Annotated in this window: 11 protein-coding genes; 7 read left to right on the top strand and 4 right to left on the bottom strand. The window is 69.9% G+C overall.

The features are described 5' to 3' along the window. Positions 1 to 91: 91 nt before the first annotated feature. Complete coding sequence (locus tag ACIA8R_RS25625; RefSeq protein ID WP_364098990.1) at positions 92 to 271, bottom strand: hypothetical protein; 180 nt, start codon at positions 269 to 271, stop codon at positions 92 to 94. A gap of 146 nt (positions 272 to 417) precedes the next feature. Here ACIA8R_RS25625 and ACIA8R_RS25630 point away from each other — a divergent pair, with 146 nt between their 5' ends. Continuing rightward, the gene (locus tag ACIA8R_RS25630) at positions 418 to 4,269 is read left to right on the top strand and encodes a hypothetical protein (protein ID WP_397040763.1); all 3,852 of its coding nucleotides are present in this window, start codon (positions 418 to 420) and stop codon (positions 4,267 to 4,269) included. 236 nt (positions 4,270 to 4,505) lie between these two features. On the opposite strand, the gene ACIA8R_RS25635 is transcribed toward ACIA8R_RS25630, so the two are convergent. Further along, entirely contained in the window at positions 4,506 to 5,036 is a 531-nt protein-coding gene (locus ACIA8R_RS25635) for a recombinase family protein (protein ID WP_397041143.1), read from the bottom strand. Positions 5,037 to 5,075: 39 nt separating this feature from the next. Further along, entirely contained in the window at positions 5,076 to 5,663 is a 588-nt protein-coding gene (locus ACIA8R_RS25640; protein ID WP_364098984.1) for a helix-turn-helix domain-containing protein, read from the bottom strand. Between the two features lie 104 nt (positions 5,664 to 5,767). On the opposite strand from ACIA8R_RS25640, the gene ACIA8R_RS25645 reads away from it, so the two are divergent. Beyond that, positions 5,768 to 7,240, top strand: a complete 1,473-nt coding sequence (locus ACIA8R_RS25645; protein ID WP_397040765.1) for an MFS transporter — start codon at positions 5,768 to 5,770, stop codon at positions 7,238 to 7,240. 677 nt (positions 7,241 to 7,917) lie between these two features. Here the strand turns inward: ACIA8R_RS25645 and ACIA8R_RS25650 are convergent. After that, positions 7,918 to 8,640 carry a TetR/AcrR family transcriptional regulator gene (locus ACIA8R_RS25650; protein WP_397040767.1) on the bottom strand — a complete coding sequence of 241 codons (723 nt, stop codon included), beginning with the start codon at positions 8,638 to 8,640 and terminating at the stop codon, positions 7,918 to 7,920. Between the two features lie 77 nt (positions 8,641 to 8,717). Between ACIA8R_RS25650 and ACIA8R_RS25655 the strand changes: the two genes are divergently transcribed. From ACIA8R_RS25655 to ACIA8R_RS25675, 5 genes are all read left to right on the top strand, one after another. Then, positions 8,718 to 9,032, top strand: coding sequence for a DUF1330 domain-containing protein (locus ACIA8R_RS25655; RefSeq protein WP_352364639.1), 315 nt, complete (start codon positions 8,718 to 8,720; stop codon positions 9,030 to 9,032). A gap of 253 nt (positions 9,033 to 9,285) precedes the next feature. Further along, the gene (locus ACIA8R_RS25660) at positions 9,286 to 9,750 is read left to right on the top strand and encodes a hypothetical protein (RefSeq protein WP_397040769.1); all 465 of its coding nucleotides are present in this window, start codon (positions 9,286 to 9,288) and stop codon (positions 9,748 to 9,750) included. Then, positions 9,747 to 12,455, top strand: coding sequence for a tetratricopeptide repeat protein (locus ACIA8R_RS25665; RefSeq protein WP_397040771.1), 2,709 nt, complete (start codon positions 9,747 to 9,749; stop codon positions 12,453 to 12,455). The genes ACIA8R_RS25660 and ACIA8R_RS25665 overlap by 4 nt, the downstream gene beginning before the upstream one ends. A gap of 666 nt (positions 12,456 to 13,121) precedes the next feature. Next, a complete protein-coding gene (locus ACIA8R_RS25670; RefSeq protein ID WP_364098964.1) occupies positions 13,122 to 14,177 on the top strand; it encodes an FAD-dependent monooxygenase in 1,056 nt (351 codons plus the stop codon). 427 nt (positions 14,178 to 14,604) lie between these two features. Beyond that, positions 14,605 to 17,790 carry an AfsR/SARP family transcriptional regulator gene (locus ACIA8R_RS25675; protein WP_397040773.1) on the top strand — a complete coding sequence of 1,062 codons (3,186 nt, stop codon included), beginning with the start codon at positions 14,605 to 14,607 and terminating at the stop codon, positions 17,788 to 17,790. The last annotated feature ends 4 nt before the right edge of the window (positions 17,791 to 17,794 follow it).

The following is a 17,794-nucleotide window of genomic DNA, read 5'->3' on the forward strand; positions in this document are numbered from 1 at the left end:
ACGCTACGACAAGCGCGCCTACATCTTCCTCGGCACCGTCACCCTGGCCACCTTGGTTATCTGGCTCCGGACCTGATCCAAGAAACAGCTCCTAGCGCTCTGGTTGAGGTGGGGGCTGCTGGGATGAGTCCTGCCGGTGCAGGAGTTCGCGTAGCGCCTCACGTACGGGGATGAGGGCGCGGAGGAGGTCGGTGAGGGCGGGCGGGATGCGGGTGGCGGTCTGCAGGAGCAGGACGGCTGCGCCGATCGTGGTGAGGATCGTGGTGGTCATGACGTTCACGGTCGGGTCCGGCGGTGTTCGGGCGCATCCGGTATCGCACATTCCCAGGAAACGGCAGATAGGAGAGCATGGGCAGCTCTACGATCCGAATGGAACCGAATAGCCGAACCGGAAAGACGCCTCCAGCGGGAGAGTTGATGGCCGACCCGGCCAGGATCAACAGTCGTGCGGACCTGCACGCGGCGCTGCGCCAGCTGTTCGAGGAGTTCGAGGGCAGCTACCTGCATGTGGCCACTGCGGCGGGTATCGGCGTGGCGACGGTGCACGACATGGTGCGTGGCAAGAGCTTCCCGCGGTGGGCGAACCTGCGTAAGGTCCTGGGGGCCGTCGGGATCGCCGTAGCCGACCTGGGGGCCTGGAAGCAGGCCCACGCTCGCGCCGAACGCGCCGACGACGGGTGCCCGTACCGAGGTCTGGAAGTCTTCGAGCCTGAGCATGTGAAGTACTTCTGCGGGCGCCGGGATCTGACCCGATTGCTGTGGGATCGGGTATCGGCGCAAATCGGGCGAGACGGGCCGCTGCTGGTGACCGGGCCCTCGGGAGCGGGCAAGTCGTCGCTGTTGCGGGCGGGTCTCATCCCCTCCGCCGGCAAGGAATGGCCAGAGGGTCACGTGATCCTCACGCCGGGCGGCACCTCCGTCCAAGCCCAGGCCGACGACCCCGTCCGGGTTCTCGCCGACAAGTTCTGCGGCCAGGACGATCCGGACGACGTACGAGATCGCCTGGCCGGCAAACCTGCCCTGCTGCACGATCTGCTGACGCGGGCCCGGTGCAGGCTCCTGATCGTCGACCAGTTCGAGGAGCTCTTCAGCACCTGCGCCAACGCGGATGACCGCCGGATTTTCGTCCAGGCGCTGCACGCGGCCTGCAGCCCCGCGCGCGGGGCGCCTGCGGCGGTGGTGGTGATCGGGATGCGCGCCGATTTCTTCGGCCACTGCGCCGCCCATCCCGAACTGGCGCCGGCCCTCGCCCGTCCGCTCGTGGTCGGGCCGATGACCACGACGCAACTGCGCGAGGCCATCGAGAAGCCCGCCGAACGCGCAGAACTCACCCTTGAGACAGGGCTGGCGGAGCGGATCGTGGAAGACCTGGGAGCCGCCTCCACCGACGACACGGTTCTCCCCGCGATCTCCAGCGACCCCGGCGGCGTCCTGCCACTGCTGTCACACACCCTTCGCGCCACATGGGGGCACCGCGAGGGACGCAAGCTCACCCTGGCCGGCTATCAGGCGACCGGCGGGGTCAGCAAGTCGCTGGCCCGCACCGCCGACACCGCGCTGGACACCGTGGGGCTGGCCCATCGCGACCGCGCCCGGAGCATGCTGACGCGGCTGGTCCACCTCGGAGAGGGGAGCGAGCCCTCGCGCCGCAAAGTGGCGCTGACCGAGTTGCTCGGGCCCGAGGACAGTGCGGGATATGAGGCGGCCCGTCAGGTCCTCGACCGGTTCGTCGAGCACCGGTTGGTGACGGTGAACTGGACCGTGGACAGCGAGCGAGCGGACAGCACGGCCGAGTTCACCCACGAAGCGCTGATCCGGGCCTGGAAGCAGCTGCGCGACTGGATCGAGGAACACCGGGACTCGCTCCTGGTACGCGAGCAGCTCGACCGGGACGCCCGCGCGTGGGCCGGCAAGGGCCGCGACGCGGCGTACCTGTACCGGGGCCTGCGGCTGGCCAGTGCACAAGAGGCCAGCAAAGACGACGGTGACAGGCTCGGCAACGACGCCCGGGACTTCCTCGACGCCGGCACCCGGCAAGACCAGGCCGAGCGGGACTCGGCCCGCCGGCGCGCCCGCAACCGCACGATGCTGAGCGCAGTACTGGCCCTCCTGCTCATGATCGCGATCGGAGCAGCCGGGACTGTGATCGTTCAGAACCGGACCGTCTCCAAACAGCGTGACGAGGCAGTCGGAGCGCGGGCCGCCAACCTCGCCGCGGCGATGGCGCCTACCGACCCGATAATCGCCAAGCAGCTCGGGGTGGCGGCCGCGACCCTGGCCCCTAAAACGTTCGAGACCAGGAGCACACTGCTGACGCTGTACAACCAGGCCGAGCTGTACACCTATCGCCCCCCAGGGGTTGACGGGAGCTGGCGCACCGATGGCGATGACACCGGCCGTCTGCGGGTCTACGCCCGGGGCAACGAGGTGAAGGTCGCCGACGTCGACGCGCGGAGGGTGATCCGGTCGTTCACCTTCCCCGGCAGGCCTTTGGACACCCGGCTCTTCGCCGGGCCCGGGCTCAGCGGCGACGGCAAAGTTCTGGCTCTGCTCCGGCAGGACCGCACCATCGCCCTGTTCGACACCGCGACCGGACGGCCGCGGCCGGTGACCTTCCGCGCCCCCACGGTGTTCTTCGGCCTGGACACCACAGGCGAACACCTGCTTCTCTCGGAGAGCGACGCCAGCGGCCTGTGGGACACCTCCTCCGGCGAACGCCTGGTGGAGATCCCCTACCTTCTCGGGTCGGCCGATATCACCCCAGATGGGAAGCATCTGGTCACCCCGCACGAAACGTCGCTGGACTTCTGGGACCTGCGCACCGGCCGCAAGGCGCACACCTTGAGGCTCGTCACCGGCAAGGAACGCATCTCAAAGATCACGCTCAGCCCCGACGGCAAGTTCCTCGCCCTGACCCAGGGCAACCGGCTGGGGGTCGTCCCCTTCACCCAGCTCGGCCCCTCCCAGGTGAAGTGGCGGACGATCCGCAAAACCGGCGGCACCAACGAGGGGATCATCTTCAGCTCCGACAGCAGATACGTCTCCTTCAACGGCGTCATCTGGGACACCAAGGACCTCTTCACGTGGGGAAGCAACGACGACCAACCCATCTACATGTACGCCAACGCCAACTGCTTCCACTACGCGTTCGGACCCGGTGACCGCACCCTGCGCTGCCTCGAGGACTCCGGAGGCGGTACCACCATTGTCGTCTCTCTCGCCGCGATCCTGGACCCGGTCACCTTCCACCCCGATCCCTCCGGCCTGGCGGTAAGTGACATGCTGATGTTGGGTGACAACCTGGTGTTAAGTGACGACGGCTCAACTTTGGCTCTCGTCAACGACGCTGGAGAGCAGGTGGAGATCTGGGATCCCATCAAGGTGGTGCGCCGCAACACGCTGCACGTCAGCGGTACCGACTACCAGCTGTCTGAAGACGGCCGACTCCTGGCGGTCAGCAACGGAAACAGGGAGATACAGATTTGGGACGTGGCTTCGGCGACCAAGAAGACCACCCTGACGGGCCTGCCCCCTCTGGGCGAGTCCCGCTTCGCGTTCTCACCCGACGGTAAGACCTTGGCCGTGCTCACTAAAGCCAGCAGGGATGCATCCCTGCTGGAACTGTGGGACATCGTCTCGGGAACACGGCGCGCTGCAGTTACCGGACAGTTCCCCGCCGGGACCTATGGGCCCTTCAGCATTCAGATGGTCTATCCGATCCTGTTCAGCCGCGACGGCCGGACGGTCATCTCCGCCCCGGACCAGGGCGTCGTCGAAACCTCCACCGGCAAGCGGCTGGTCCCACCCAACTCCGGCGTGAGTGTCCCCATGGCGCTGAGCGCGGACGGAATCCTCGCGGACAACCACTACAACGGCAAGCTCACGCTCTGGGACAGCAGATCGCTCCAACAAGTGGGCACGCCGAGCGTCGGCGGCTCCCCTGCGGCCTTCTCACCCGACGGCCGCCTGTTGGCCGTGGCAGACGCAACCGACCAAATCCAGCTGTGGGATGTCACCGCCGGCCAGCCCCTCGGGCTCCCGCTCAGCGGCTTCTTCCACCCGGAAGATCCCCTCGGGGACAGCTCACTCAACTCGCTGGCCTTCGCCCCGGATGGGTCGGCCGTGCTCACCATCGACCGCGCCCGTCTCCGCACCCACCTCATCGCGCCCGACAAGATCAAAGCCGCGTTGTGCGCCCAGTCCGGGCCTCTGTCCGAAGCGGACTGGAAGACCTTCATACCCGAGATCCCTTACCGCCGGACTTGCTGATCGTCACGCCAGGTGAGCCCGAACGATCCATCATCGTGGTGGACGCACGCTCGACACCACCCGGCACGGCAGCTCTTGGCCTACCCGCGACCTGTGAAGGCCCGCCTCCAGCGGGCCAGTGCGTCGGCCACTGCCTCCACGGCAGCCGCGGGCGCGCGGGACTGTCTCGCCGCTTTCCCCGCGAAAACCTGGCATTTCTGCGACACCTGCCCCTCGTCAGGCTCTGGAACGACGACCTACGCATCCTTGGCGTCTGCGAGGGTCTTGTGGACGACGCCGACGGAGACCTTCACGCCGGCGGCGATGGTGCGGATGGATTCCCCGCGCTGGCGACGGGCGGGAATCGCTGCGCGTTTGTCGTCGTCGACCACCGGGGGGCGGCCGCCGACCCGGCCGCGGCGGCGGGCCGCCTCCAGGCCGTTCTTGGTCTTGCGGACGATGTCGCGGCGCCGGTCCTCCGACAGGGCCAGGGCCAGGTCGAGGATCAGGGAGCGCTCGGTGTGCTCGCCGGCCGCGATGCCCTCCAGCACCTTGACCGCGATACCGCGCTGGAACAGGTCGTTGAGGACGATGAGCCCTTCCAGGAGGTTGCGGCCGAGCCGGTCGACCTCCTGGACGGTCAGCATGTCCCCACGGCGGATGTAGGACAGCGCGTCCAGCAGGACGGGCCGGTCGTCGGTGGCGAGCTTGCCGCTGATCTTCTCCTCGAGCACCGGTGGTGTCCAGCGCGACCAGCTCATGTGGATCCGGCGGGTCTGGCGCCGCAGGCTCTCGTAGGTCGCCGCGGCTCAGTCGGTAACAGGCACTTAGGTCGTCTCATCCACTCGGCAGCGGAGCCCGTCGAACATGACGGCCAGAAGTCGATCACGATGTGCGGGGGTCCGCTCCGCCGCCCAGGCGACTGAAGCGATCAGGGAGAAAAGGGCAGAAGCATCAATATCGGGTCGGATCGTCCCCGTGTGCTGGGCTCTGTCCAGTAGTTGCGCCCCAGCGGCCTTGACGGCTTGGCAGGTGGCGTGGAGTTCGGATGCGGGGTCGGCGAGGCTGTCGACGAGAGCGTCGACCAGGCCGCGATAGGCCATGGCGTGCTCGACCGCGGCCGTCAGCCAGGTGGCCAAAGCTTGGTGCGGGGATGGGGAGGCGAGCAGCTCGTCCGAGCGGGCTTTCAGGCCGCGCAGGCTTTCGCCCAGCAACGCCTCCAGTAGTGCCTGGCGGGTCGGGAAGTGCCGGTAGAGGGTCACGTTGCCGACGCCGGCGGTGCGCGCGATGTCGTTCAAGGAGGCGCCGACGCCGTGCTCGGCGAAAGCCGTCCGGGCGGTCGTCAGGAGCCGCTCGTAATTGCGTCGCGCATCTTTGCGCCCTACGGGCCGGGCCTGCGTTGATCGGTCCGCCACGGGAACCCTCCACATATTTGCCAAAACGAGGAACCTCCTCATATTTTAGCTCAGCACAAGCGAGGAACTTCCTCGTTTCTTTGGGTTCCATTCTGAGGAGTGCCATGACCGAGCAGAGCACGCACGTGGCAAGAGCGGGATCCGGGCCCGCCGGTGCCGCCCGACAGCAGCGCCACCCCGGTCTGGTGCTCGCCATCGTGCTGATCTGTCAGACGATGTTCATCCTGGACACCAACGTGGTGAACATCGCCCTCCCCGACATCCAGCACGACCTCGGCTTCTCGGCGGCCGGCCTGTCCTGGGTGCTCAATGCCTACATGCTGGCCTTCGGTGGTCTGCTGCTGCTCGGCGGTCGCATGGGCGACATCGCCGGCCAACGGCGGGCTCTCATCGGCGGGGTGGTCGTCTTCACCGCCGCCTCACTGGCCGGAGGGCTGGCCACATCGGCTGGGATGCTGCTGGCGGCCCGTGCCGGTCAGGGGATCGGCGCCGCCATTGCCGCACCGACCGTGCTCGCCCTCATCACCGTAGGCTTTCCGGACCCTGCACGCAGGGCGCGGGCACTGGGGGCTTATGCGGCAGTCTCCGGTTCCGGCGCCGCGATCGGGCTCATCGCCGGTGGCATGCTCACCGACTGGATCTCCTGGCGGTGGGTGCTGTTCATCAACGTGCCGATCGGCATCGTCCTGCTGACCCTGGCCCCGCTGTTCATCACCGAGACCGATCGCCACCCGGGCCGCTTCGACGTGGCGGGTTCGCTGACCTCGACGCTTGGCATGACCGCGCTCGTCTACGGCTTCATCCGCGCCGCCGAGCAGGGCTTCGGTGACGTGGTCACGCTCGGCGCGCTCGGCGTGGCCGCCATCCTGCTGGTCCTGTTCGTGGCCGTCGAGTCCCGTGCCCGGCAGCCGATCGTCCCGCTGCGGCTGTTCGCTGACCGCAACCGTGCCGGCGGCTACGTCGTGCTGCTGTTTGTCCTGGCCGCGGGCAACGGCATGTTCTTCTTTCTCACCCAGTTCCTGCAGCAGGCCCGCGGGTACAGCCCACTGCAGGCGGGGTTCGCCTTCGTGCCGCTGGCCCTGGTGATCCTTGCGTCCTCCGGTGTGGCGGCCCGGCTGCTGCCGCGCCTGGGTGCCAAGACGCTGATCGGCGTCGGAGCTGGGCTGATCAGCCTGGCTCTGCTGTGGATGACGCGGCTGACGCCCCAGGCCGACTACGCCACGGCGCTGCTCGGCCCCATGATGATCGCCGGTCTTGGCATGGGCATCTTGCTGGTGGGAGCAACCACCGTGTTGTCCTCCGGGATCCGAGCCGAGGATGCCGGCGCCGCCTCCGGCCTGCTCAATGTCATGCAGCAGATCGGCGGCGCGCTGGGGCTGGCCATCCTCGTCACGGTGTTCGGCGCGGCCACGCGCGCTTCGCGCGGACCGGCCCACCAGGTTCTCACTGAGGGAGTCACCGAGGCATTTACCGTCGCAGCCGCATTCACCGCCGGCGCAATCCTCCTGGCCCTGACCATGAAGAACCGGCCGGCTCCCACAGCCGAATCCGCAGCCGCGGAGGAGCTCACCCGATGACGTAGGAAGCAGCCTCATCTGCGCCAGCGATGAGATGCGGGAACGGGACCCAGTGCACGTTCTCCGTTCCGCCACACTCTGCCCCCCGACTCTGGGCAGCAGCGGCTCCGCTTGAATCCGAGGGGGTGCGCCCGCTCTTCGGCGAGGCGGACTGGCGCGCGACGCCACCCACCAGATCGGAAGTGCCGATTTGCCAATTGGCCTGCGAAGAGGATCGGAACGGCCAGTAGCGACTCAGCCGTGTGGTGACTCTGACGACTGGACATCGTCGGGTTATGGCTGATCAGCGGGCCGCCGGGGTGACGGGTCGTCGCGCTCCAGCCACTGCACCGCGGCGAGGGATTGTTCCTCGGTGAGCCCGGTCGCGTTCTGTAGGTCTCCGGTCGAGATCTCGGTCCGGTTGTCCCGCCTGGCGACTTCAAGCGCGCGAAGGAGTTTCCTGGCCCCTGGTTCGGCGTCGATGCAGGGCCGGGCGGCCGCTTGGGCGTGGAGCTGCCTCATGTGATCGGCGGAGCAGGCGACCACCATCCGCCGTCCGTCCCAGGCGGGTTCGGTGGCGTGGGTCGCCGAGGAATCGGGCACGAGCCCGTACCGGCGGTGTTCTCCCGAACGTGTCCCCAGGACCAAAGTAGCTGTGCGTAGCGAACCGTCACTCTTATGGCGTGATCAGACGTGGCTCAGCTCAGGCCCAGCGACCTGACCAGGTCGAGCATTTCGGCGCGGTGCAGGGCGGCCGGGTTGCCTGCTACGGGGTGAATGTGGCCGTCGATCTCCAGGGCGACCAGGCCGTGCATCCGGCCCCAGACGCGCAGCGCGAGGGCCGCCGCCGCGGGCGGCACGTCGGGGAGATCCTCCTGGATCTTTGCGGCGTAGTCCGGATGGAGGTCGGACCAGGAGGTGTCTTCGGGCTGGTGGTGCCGGGCATGCGGCCACGAGGCCGCCACCAGGCGGGTGAGCTCGCGGCACACACGGCGGGCCGTCTGGTCGACCGGCCCGTCCTCGGGCGGCTGGTAGCCCGGGACGGGGTGTCCGTAGAAGAGCCGGAAGCTCTCCGGATGGGCCAGTGCCCACTCTCTGAGCGCCCGGCCCCAGGCCATCAGCCTGCCACCGGGGTCGGTGTTGGGCACCGCGTTGCTGGCGGACTCCAGCGCATCCGCGAGCGAGGCGGCGATCTCGCTGATCAGTGCCGTGATCAGGTCGTCCCGGGTAGGGAAGTAGCTGTAGATCGCGCGCGCGGTCATCCCCATCTCGCGGGCGATGCCCCGCAGCGAGATCGCTCCCGGGCCGCCTTCGGCCATCTGCCGCAGCGCGATGGTCTTGATCTCCCGGCTCGTCTCCACCCGCAGCCGCTCCCGGCGGCTCATCATGCCCCCGGCGCGTTCGCTCTGTTCGATGCCCACCTTGAACAGGTTACAGGGATGCGTTAGCCTTCGGCGGGTCAAAAGTACACGCCGTGTCCGAATGAAACGGAGTTTCCATGCCTGCTTACGTCATCGCCAACGTCGATGTGCTCGATGAGGAGGCCGGCTGGGCCTACGCCCCCGTTGCCCAGCGGTCGATCCTCGACCACGGCGGCCGCTACCTGGTCGCGGGCCCCGTGCCCGAACCCGCCGAGGGCACTTGGGCCTCCTCCCGGCTCCTGATCATCGAGTTCCCCGACATGGACCGTGCCCGGCAGTGGTACGACTCCCCTGAGTACCGGCGGGCCAGGCAAATCCGAGACGGCAAGGCCCGCGTCGGGCTGCTCTTCGTCGAAGGCTCCCCACCCGAAGGCTTCACCCTTCCCTCCTAGGAACTCTCCGGTGGTGGTGACCCCCGTGCGCTTGTCAAAGGCCGTTGGTGGACTGGTCGACGATGCCGAGCGCGTTCTGCCGACCCGCCGAGCGGGCCCTGGGGGTCGGGAACATCCGACGAGCCGCAAAGTAGCTGTCCGCGATGGCGGTGACTGTGTGCTCGCAGAAGACCGATTCGCAGAAGCTGGGGAGGGCCGGTAACGCCTTCGCCACTTCTGGTCCACTACCGCCCGTTCGGGGCACCCTGGAAACATGACGAAGACGTCGCCCGAGGCGGGACATGCGCCGGGTTCGCGGTTATGGCGGGGCGTGGCGATCGCCGCAGTCGTGGTGCTGGCAGCCTGCCTAGCGGCCGGGGTGCTGTGGTTCTTCGCCGATCCGCTGCACTTACCCGACCAGGTGCTGCAGGTACTGGATCAGCGGGCCAGCGTGGTCGGCATGTTCACCGGCATGGCGCTGGGGGCGGCCGCGCTGGTGGTCGCCGTGGTGGCGTTGCGGGCGCAGTTGCGCGCCGAGCACGCCCCGGCACAGGCCGAGCCGCAGGCCCCACCGCCCGCGGTGTCGGCCTCGGGCGAGCGGGCGGTCGCCCTTGACGGCGGCAACTCCGGCATCATCTCCACCGGTGGCGGCGCGCGGAACGTGCAGATGCGGGCCGAGGCCTCCGGGCAGGGCCGGGTGTACCAGGCAGGTGGCGACCAGACCATCAACGAACGATGACCACCCCACCAGACGATCCCCAAGAGCTGCTGGACATCCAGATGGACGGCACCGCTCGTGAGCACGGCCGGGTGTACCAAGCAGCTCACAACCAGATCATCAACCACAGCGAGCACCACCACTATCCACCTGCGCCGGAGCCGGGCCAGATCGTCGAGGGCGACATCCCGCAATGTCCGCCCGGCTTCCAGCCACGCGAGCAACTGCTGCAGCGCGTGGCCGGCCTGCTCGGCGATCCCGCGCCCGGCCAGAGCGGTCAGGTGGCCGGCGGGGCAGCGGTGATCTGCGCGATGGCCGGAACCCCCGGGGTGGGCAAGACGATGCTGGCCGCCTCCTACGCCTGGGCCTGCCAGGCCGCGCGCTGGCCAGTCATCGCCTGGATTGCCGCCGAGACCACCGACCAGCTCCTGACCGGCCTGGCCGCCCTGGCCGAACGGCTCGGCGAACGCAAGGCCGACGACGACGCCACGGCCGCCGCCGAACGAGCCAAGAATTGGCTGGCCGCCACCACCCGGCCGGCACTGCTGGTGTTCGACAACGCCACCGACGCCGCGGCGGTGCGCCGCTGGTGCCCGGCCACCGGCGCCACCCGCGTGCTCATCACCACCCGCAACCGCGCCTTCCTGCGCCTGTTCCAACCCGTTGAGGTCGAAGTCTTCACCACCGCCCAAGCCCACGCCTTCCTGCGCCGGCGCACCGGCCTCGAGGACGCCGACGATGTCGCCCAACTGGCCGGCGAGCTGGGATGCCTGCCGCTGGCGCTGGCCCAGGCCGCCTCCGTGATCACCCGGCTGGGCCTCAGCTACAGCGACTACCTGAACCTATTGCGTGGCTTCCCCGTCACCGAGTATCTGCCCGCCCAGCACGGCGACGCCTACCCGGCCGGCACCGCCGAGGCGATCCTGCTGTCGGTCACCCAGGCCGAGACCGCACTACCCCAGGCCCACGACCTGCTGGAGATGCTCTCGGTGCTGTCCCCGGCCGGCGTCCCCCTGGAGGTCCTGCAAGCCTGGAGCACCCCCGACGGCGAGCCGCTACAGCTACGAACCCTGCTGGCCGACCTGGCCGATACCTCGCTGATCGCCTTCAGCGAGGACCATTCCGCTATCTTGATGCACCGCCTGGTCCAGCGCGTCCTACGCGACCGCGCCGCCCACCACGGTGACTTTGACGCCATCCTGAGCCGGGCCACCAACCTGCTGCACGCCTTCAACACCACCCTGCCCGACGGCGTCCACACCTGGGCTGCACGCGGCGCCGTTGAAGTATTCATCGAACAGACCGATGCTCTCTATCGGCATGCCCACCTCAAGGACGGTCCTTCTGGCGAGCTTTTGGAGCTTTTTAGTTGGTGTAGCCACTACCTGTTCGCACTGGCCGACCTCACTCGTGCGGTCGCCCTGCGGGAGGTGACGGTTGCCGATCACGAGCGGATGCTGGGCGCCGACCACCCCTCAACCCTGACCTCCCGCAACAACCTCGCCTACACCTACCAGGCGGCGGGGGACCTGCGTCAGGCCATCTCCTTGTACGAGGCCACACTTGCCGATCGGGAACGGGTGCTGGGCGCCGACCACCCCTCAACCCTGACCTCCCGCAACAACCTCGCCCACGCCTATCGAACGGCGGGGGACCTGGGCCAGGCCATCTCCTTGTACGAGGCCACACTTGCCGATCGGGAACGGGTGCTGGGCGCCGACCATCCCTCAACCCTGACCTCCCGCAACAACCTCGCCCACGCCTACCAGGCGGCGGGGGACCTGCGTCAGGCCATCCCCTTGCACGAGGCCACACTCGCCGATCGGGAACGGGTGCTGGGCGCCGACCATCCCTCAACCCTGACCTCCCGCAACAACCTCGCCCACGCCTACCAGGCGGCGGGCGACCTGCGTCAGGCCATCCCCTTGCACGAGGCCACACTCGCCGATCGGGAACGGGTGCTGGGCGCCGACCATCCCTCCACCCTGACCTCCCGCAACAACCTCGCCCACGCCTATCGAACGGCGGGGGACCTGGGCCAGGCCCTCTCCTTGTACGAGGCCACCCTCGCCGACCGGGAACGGGTGCTGGGTACCGACCATCCCGACACGCTGGGCTCCCGCAACAACCTCGCCTACACCTACCAGGCGGCGGGGGACCTGGACCGGGCCATCTCCTTGCATGAGGCCACACTCGCCGACCGGGAACGGGTACTGGGCGCCGACCACCCTTCAACCCTGACCTCCCGCAACAACCTCGCCGCCGCCTACCAGGCGGCGGGGGACCTGGAGCGGGCCCTCCCGTTGTACAAGCAGACGCTGGCCGAGCGTGAGCGGGTGCTGGGCGGCGACCACCCCGACACGCTGGCCTCACGCAACAACCTCGCCGCCGCCTACCGAACCGCGGGGGACTTGGAGCGGGCCATCTCGTTGTACGAGGCCACCCTCGCCGACCGTGAGCGGGTGCTGGGCACTGACCACCCCGACACCCTGGCCTCACGCAACAACCTCGCCAGCGCCTACCGAACCGCGGGGGACTTGGGCCGGGCCATCCCCCTGCTGGAGGCCGCCTTCGCCGACTGCGAGCGGGTGCTGGGCGCCGACCACCCTACGACTCGCATTGTCCGAGAGAACATTGAGACGGTGAACGCCAACAGCATGCGCCACGGTGCCCGCGGATGGAGGCGGCTGTTCCGGAGGCGGGGCCGCGCCACTGGCGAATCTTGAGGGAGCTGGATCCTTCAGAGGACGATCGTTTTTTACAGACCGGCCATGCCGGCCATCAGAAGGCACTGGGAGCCTTCAACAACTCGTTCAACAGCTCCGGCGGTTCAACAACCCTTGGACACTGTTTGTTGACAGAATTGCCGACGTGGCCGACGCCCTGCAGCTCTGCGCCTGCCGATAATCTCATCCACGCTGGTCAAGCGGGCATGTGAGTATGTGTGGAGGACGCCGCCGAGCCGGCCTCTTCGGCGTACGTCGAGGTTGGCGGTCGTTCCAGAGCAGTAGCGGTCGAGGAGTTCAGGGCGGCAGTGCTGCACCCATCGCTCCGTGATGGAGTTCATGCGCGGCATCCGCATGCTGGTGAGCACCGTCGTGATGCCGGCGTCGGCGAGGACCTCGTCCATGAGGGCCGGGAACTTGCCATCCCTGTCTCGGATCAGGAAGCGCGTCCGGCAGCCCGCCGGCTCGGGTTCGGCGTGGCGTAGCGCGCGCGGTGGCGCACTGTGTGCGTATAACTACTCTGTGCCGAACGAAGTGCAGAAGGTGATTTGTGTCGGTGGCGGACCCGCCGGCCTGTATTTCGCGATCCAGATGAAGCTGCGCGATCCTTCGTGTGACATATCCGTTTTCGAGCGCGATCCGGAGGGTTCGACGTACGGCTGGGGCGTGACGTACTGGGGCAGCCTGCTCGACCGGCTGCACGAGAGCGATCCCGAGTCGGCCCGCGCCATCGGCGAGGCGTCCGTGCGGTGGCAGGACGGGATGGCCCTCGTCGGCGGCCGCACCACCACGCACCGCGGCGACGAGGGCTTCGGCATCGGCCGCCACCGGCTGCTCGGCATCCTGGCCGACCGGGCGATCGCACTCGGCGTGCGGGTGGAGTTCGAGCGCGAGATCCTCGGCGAGGTCCCGGACGCCGACCTGGTGGTGGCCGCCGACGGGGTGAACAGCCCGCTGCGCGGCCGCCACGACTTCGGCACCGAGGTCGCCACGGGGGGCAACACCTACATCTGGCTCGGGACCACCAAGGTCTTCGACGCCTTCACCTTCGCCTTCGTGGAGACCGAGCACGGCTGGATCTGGTGCTACGGCTACCGCTTCGACGACGAGCGCAGCACCTGCGTGATCGAGTGCGCGCCCGCCACGTGGCGCGGGCTCGGGCTCGACCGCGCCGACGAGGCGGGCAACCTGGAGCTGCTGGAAAAGCTGTTCGTCGACGTGCTCGACGGGCATCGGCTCGTCGGGCGCGGGCAGGGCGTCGCGCAGTGGCTGCGCTTCCAGACCGTGACGAACCGCTCCTGGCACTGCGGCAACCTCGTCCTGCTCGGCGACGCCGCGCACACCACGCACTACTCCATCGGCGCCGGGACCACGCTCGCGATCGAGGACGCCATCGCGCTGGCCGGCGCGATCGAGCGCCACCCCGCCCTGGCGCCCGCGCTCGCGGCCTACGCGCGGGAGCGCAAGGCCGCGTTGTTGCCGGTCCAGAGCGCCGCCCGCTACAGCGCGCGGTTCTACGAGGACCTGCCGCGCTACCTGCGCCTGGAGCCCGCGCAGATGTTCGCGCTGCTCGGCCAGCGGCACTCGCCGCTGTTGTCGTACATGCCGCCGCGGCTGTACTACCGGCTCGACCGGGCGGTGAGCCGGCTGGAGGCGGCGCGCAAGTTCAAGCGCTGGGCCGGGCACCGGATCGCCGGGTCACTGCAGTCGTTGTCGCGCTGACGGGGTCAGCGCGGGTCGCGGACGAGGCGGACGATGACGGATTGGACCCTGCCGTCGTCGAACGAGTCCGGGCCGATCAGCAGGGTCACAGCCATCACCGGTGGCAAGGCCACGAGTGCTGCCGGCGGCTCCCTCGGTGTCGATGCGCAGCGTTCGGCTCTCTCGTCGCTCATGGCACGCCGATGCGCCGGCTGATCGAATCCGGCGCCCTGCGCGGAGACCGCTGATCGGCCTGCGCGACCCGGGCTCCGCACCAGGCACCGGCACCGGCACCCCAGAACCCGTTCCCCGGGGCCGATCACGGCTGTCGGCGCCCGACGCCGGCCATCGCTGACTGTCCGGCTTGCCGCGTTTGTCAAATGGGCGTCACCAGAGGTGTACTGCCTTCCGGAAAGCTGATCATCCGATCACGCACGAGGGAGGACCGGTGGACTTCGCGATCCTCGGCACCATTCGCCTCAATGGTCCCGGCGGCCGGATCCGTCTCAGCCGCAAGCAGCGGGCCGTGATCGGGGTCCTGCTGCTCCACCCGAACGCGACCGTTTCCACCGAACGCCTGATCGGCGCCCTCTGGGACGACCCGCCCCGCTCGGCACTGTCCAACGTCCAAACCTACGTCCATCAGCTCCGCCGCTCCCTGGAGGGCAGCGGCCTGTGGCTGGGGACCGAGGGGTCGGGGTACGCCTGCGAGGTCCCGCCGGAGCGTCTGGACCTGCTGGTGTTCGAGGAGGGCGTACGCCGGGCGCGCAGGGAACGGGCGAACGGCGACCTGGTGGCGGCCGAGCGCGAGTACGCGGCCGCCGTCGCGTTGTGGCGCGGAACCCCGGCCGAGGACGTACCGCTCAGCGGGGCCGTGGCGCCGCGGATCACCGAGCTGGAGGAGCAGCTGGCGGTGGCCAGATCGGAGTGGATCGACGTACGGCTCGCGCTCGGCCACGACGGCCTCGCCGCCGAACTGCGTACCCTCGTCGCCGCCCACCCGCTGCGTGAGCGGTTGCGAGAGCAGCTCGTGGTCGCCCTGCACCGCAGCGGGCGGCGGGACGAGGCCCTCGACGCCTTCCGCGAGGCGCGTGAGCTGCTGGTGGCCGAGCTGGGCATCGAGCCGGGCCCGGAACTGCGCCGCCTGCACGCCGCGCTGCTCTCCGGCAACGCCGACCGCCGTTCGCCGCTGCTCCCCGGCGAGACCGATCATCACTCGCCACCGGCCGGAGAGGCCGGGCGCCACTCGCCGCCACCGGCAGGAGAGGGCGGTCGTCATTCGCCGCCGCCTTCCGCGGACGCCGACCGGCACGGCATGCCGCCTTCCGCGGACGTCGAAGCGGGCGCGCGGCCGATGGCGTTCCGGGGGCTGTGCCAGTTACCCGGCGACACCGCGGACTTCGTCGGGCGTGAGGGAGAGGTCGCCGAGCTGCTGAGGCTGCTGCGGGCGGCCGCGGATCGGCTCGGTCCGCCCATCGTGGTCGTGTCCGGTCTGCCCGGCGTGGGCAAGACCACGCTCGCCGTACGACTGGCGCACCTGTTGCGAGCCGACTATCCCGACGGGCAGCTCTTCGTCCGGCTCGGACGGGACGCGCGCGGCCCCCGGGAGCCCGGCGAGCTGCTGGACGTGCTGCTGCGCTCGCTCGGCCTCGACGGCGCGCTCATCCCCGTCCCGGTCGAGGAACGCGCGGGACTGCTGCGTCAGCGGCTGGCCGACCGGGCGGTGCTCCTCGTGCTGGACGACGCCGTCGAGGAGGACCAGCTCCGCCACCTGCTGCCGGGCACCGCACGCGGCGCCGTCCTGGTGACCTCCCGCTCTCCGCTGCCCGCCCTGGAAGGTGCCGTACGGCTCCCGCTCGACCTCCCCGACGAGAGAGACGCCAGGCTCCTGCTGGAACGCGTGGCGGGCCGGGACCGCATCGGTTCGGCGCCCGGCGCGGCCGAGCAGATCCTGCGTTCCTGCGGCCGGTTGCCGCTGGCCATCCGGGTCGCGGGAGCCCGCCTGGCCACCCGGCCGGTCTGGCCGGTCAGCGAGTTCGCCACCCGGCTGGCCGGACGGGGCCTGGACGAGCTGGTCGTCGGCGGGCTGGACGTGCGCGCGACGTTCGAGCCGAGCTACGCGGCGCTGCCGGCCCCGGCCAGGCGCGCGTTCCGGCTGCTGGGCCTGGCCGGGCTGGACAGCGTGGCGGAGTGGTCGGTCGCGGCCCTCCTCAGACGACCCGCCGCGGAGACGGACGCGGCGCCCGCCAGACCGCCTGGCTCGGACGGGGATGCGGACAAGCTGGGGGCGGCCGCGCTGGAGGCGGATGCGGCGCTGGAGACGCTGGTCGCGCGGGGCATGCTCACCTCGACCGAGGTGGACGGGGCCGGACAGCCCCGCTACCGGCTGCACGACCTGCTGCGGGTGTACGCGCGGGAACGGGCGCAGGCGGAGGAGACCCCCGAGGGGCGGCGTGCGGTGCTCACCTGGCACGTGCTGGAATGCCTGCGGCGTACCCGGGCCGCCACGCGCCGCCTGCCGATCCTGCTGGCCCCGCCGTACGAGCGCGAGCCGGAGGAGGGACCGGCGCCCGACGTGCGGGTGAGCGAGATGTGGCTGGCGGCCGAGCGGCGTACGCTGATGCTCGCCCTCAGCACCGCCGCCGAGCTGGGCCTGAACGACGCGGCGGCCGAGCTGGGACACCACCTCACCAGCTATTTGATCATGGATCGGTTCCTGGCCGACGCCGAGCGGGTCCAGCAGATCGTGATCGGGCTGGGCGATGGGCGCGCCGCGCTGCGGGCCCGGCTGCTGCTGGCCACGGTGGAGATCGAATGGGGTCGGTTCCTTTCGGCCGAGACCATGTGCGGCGCGCTTCTGGCGGAGTTCGGCCGCACCGGCGACAGGCATGGAGCGGCGTACGCGCTGATCGTCAGGGCCGCCGCGCGGCACGGCACGGGCCATCTGGACGAGGCGCTGGCCGACGCGTACGCCTGCCTCGACCTGATGGCGGCTCACGGCGACGCCGCCGGGCTGGCGTACGCGTGGACCTGGCCTGTCTGGATCCACGTCGAGCGCGGTGAGCACGGGCGGGCCGTGGAGATCGCCAGAGCGCGGCTGGAGGTGACCGAGAAGGACGACTACGCCATCCGCGGCAACCTGCTGCGCGGCCTCGGCACCGCCCTCTACCAGCGGGACGAGACGGCGGAGGCCGTCGTCCGCTACCGGGAGGGCCTGCTGGCGGCGCAGGCGCTCGGCGATCGCGCCGAGACGAGCAAGGCGCTGCGCCGGCTGGGGGAGGCACTGGGTGCGCTGGGCCGCTTCGACGAGGCGGCCGAGACACTGGCGGCGAGCCTGCGGCTGTTCGTGGAAAGCGGCGACACCCTGGGCGAGGCGCTGGCCGGGCACGCGCTCGGCGTCGTGCACCTGCGCCAGGGCGAGCCCCGCCGGGCGGTGGCGGACCTGCGGGCCGCGCTGGAACGGCTCGGCGGCGACGGGCCTCCGGTGTGGCGGGCCCGCGCTCTCAGAGAGCTGGGCCGGGCCTACGCCCTGCTGGGGCGGCACGAGGAGTCGGCGGCGGCGTGGCGCGGCTCCCTCGCCCTGTTCGGCGACGCGGCGGAGGGACGGGAGGTGGCCGCGTTCCTGGCGCCCTGACCGA

Origin of the sequence: Nonomuraea sp. NPDC051191 (genome assembly GCF_044455665.1) — a bacterium.
GTDB lineage: Bacteria > Actinomycetota > Actinomycetes > Streptosporangiales > Streptosporangiaceae > Nonomuraea.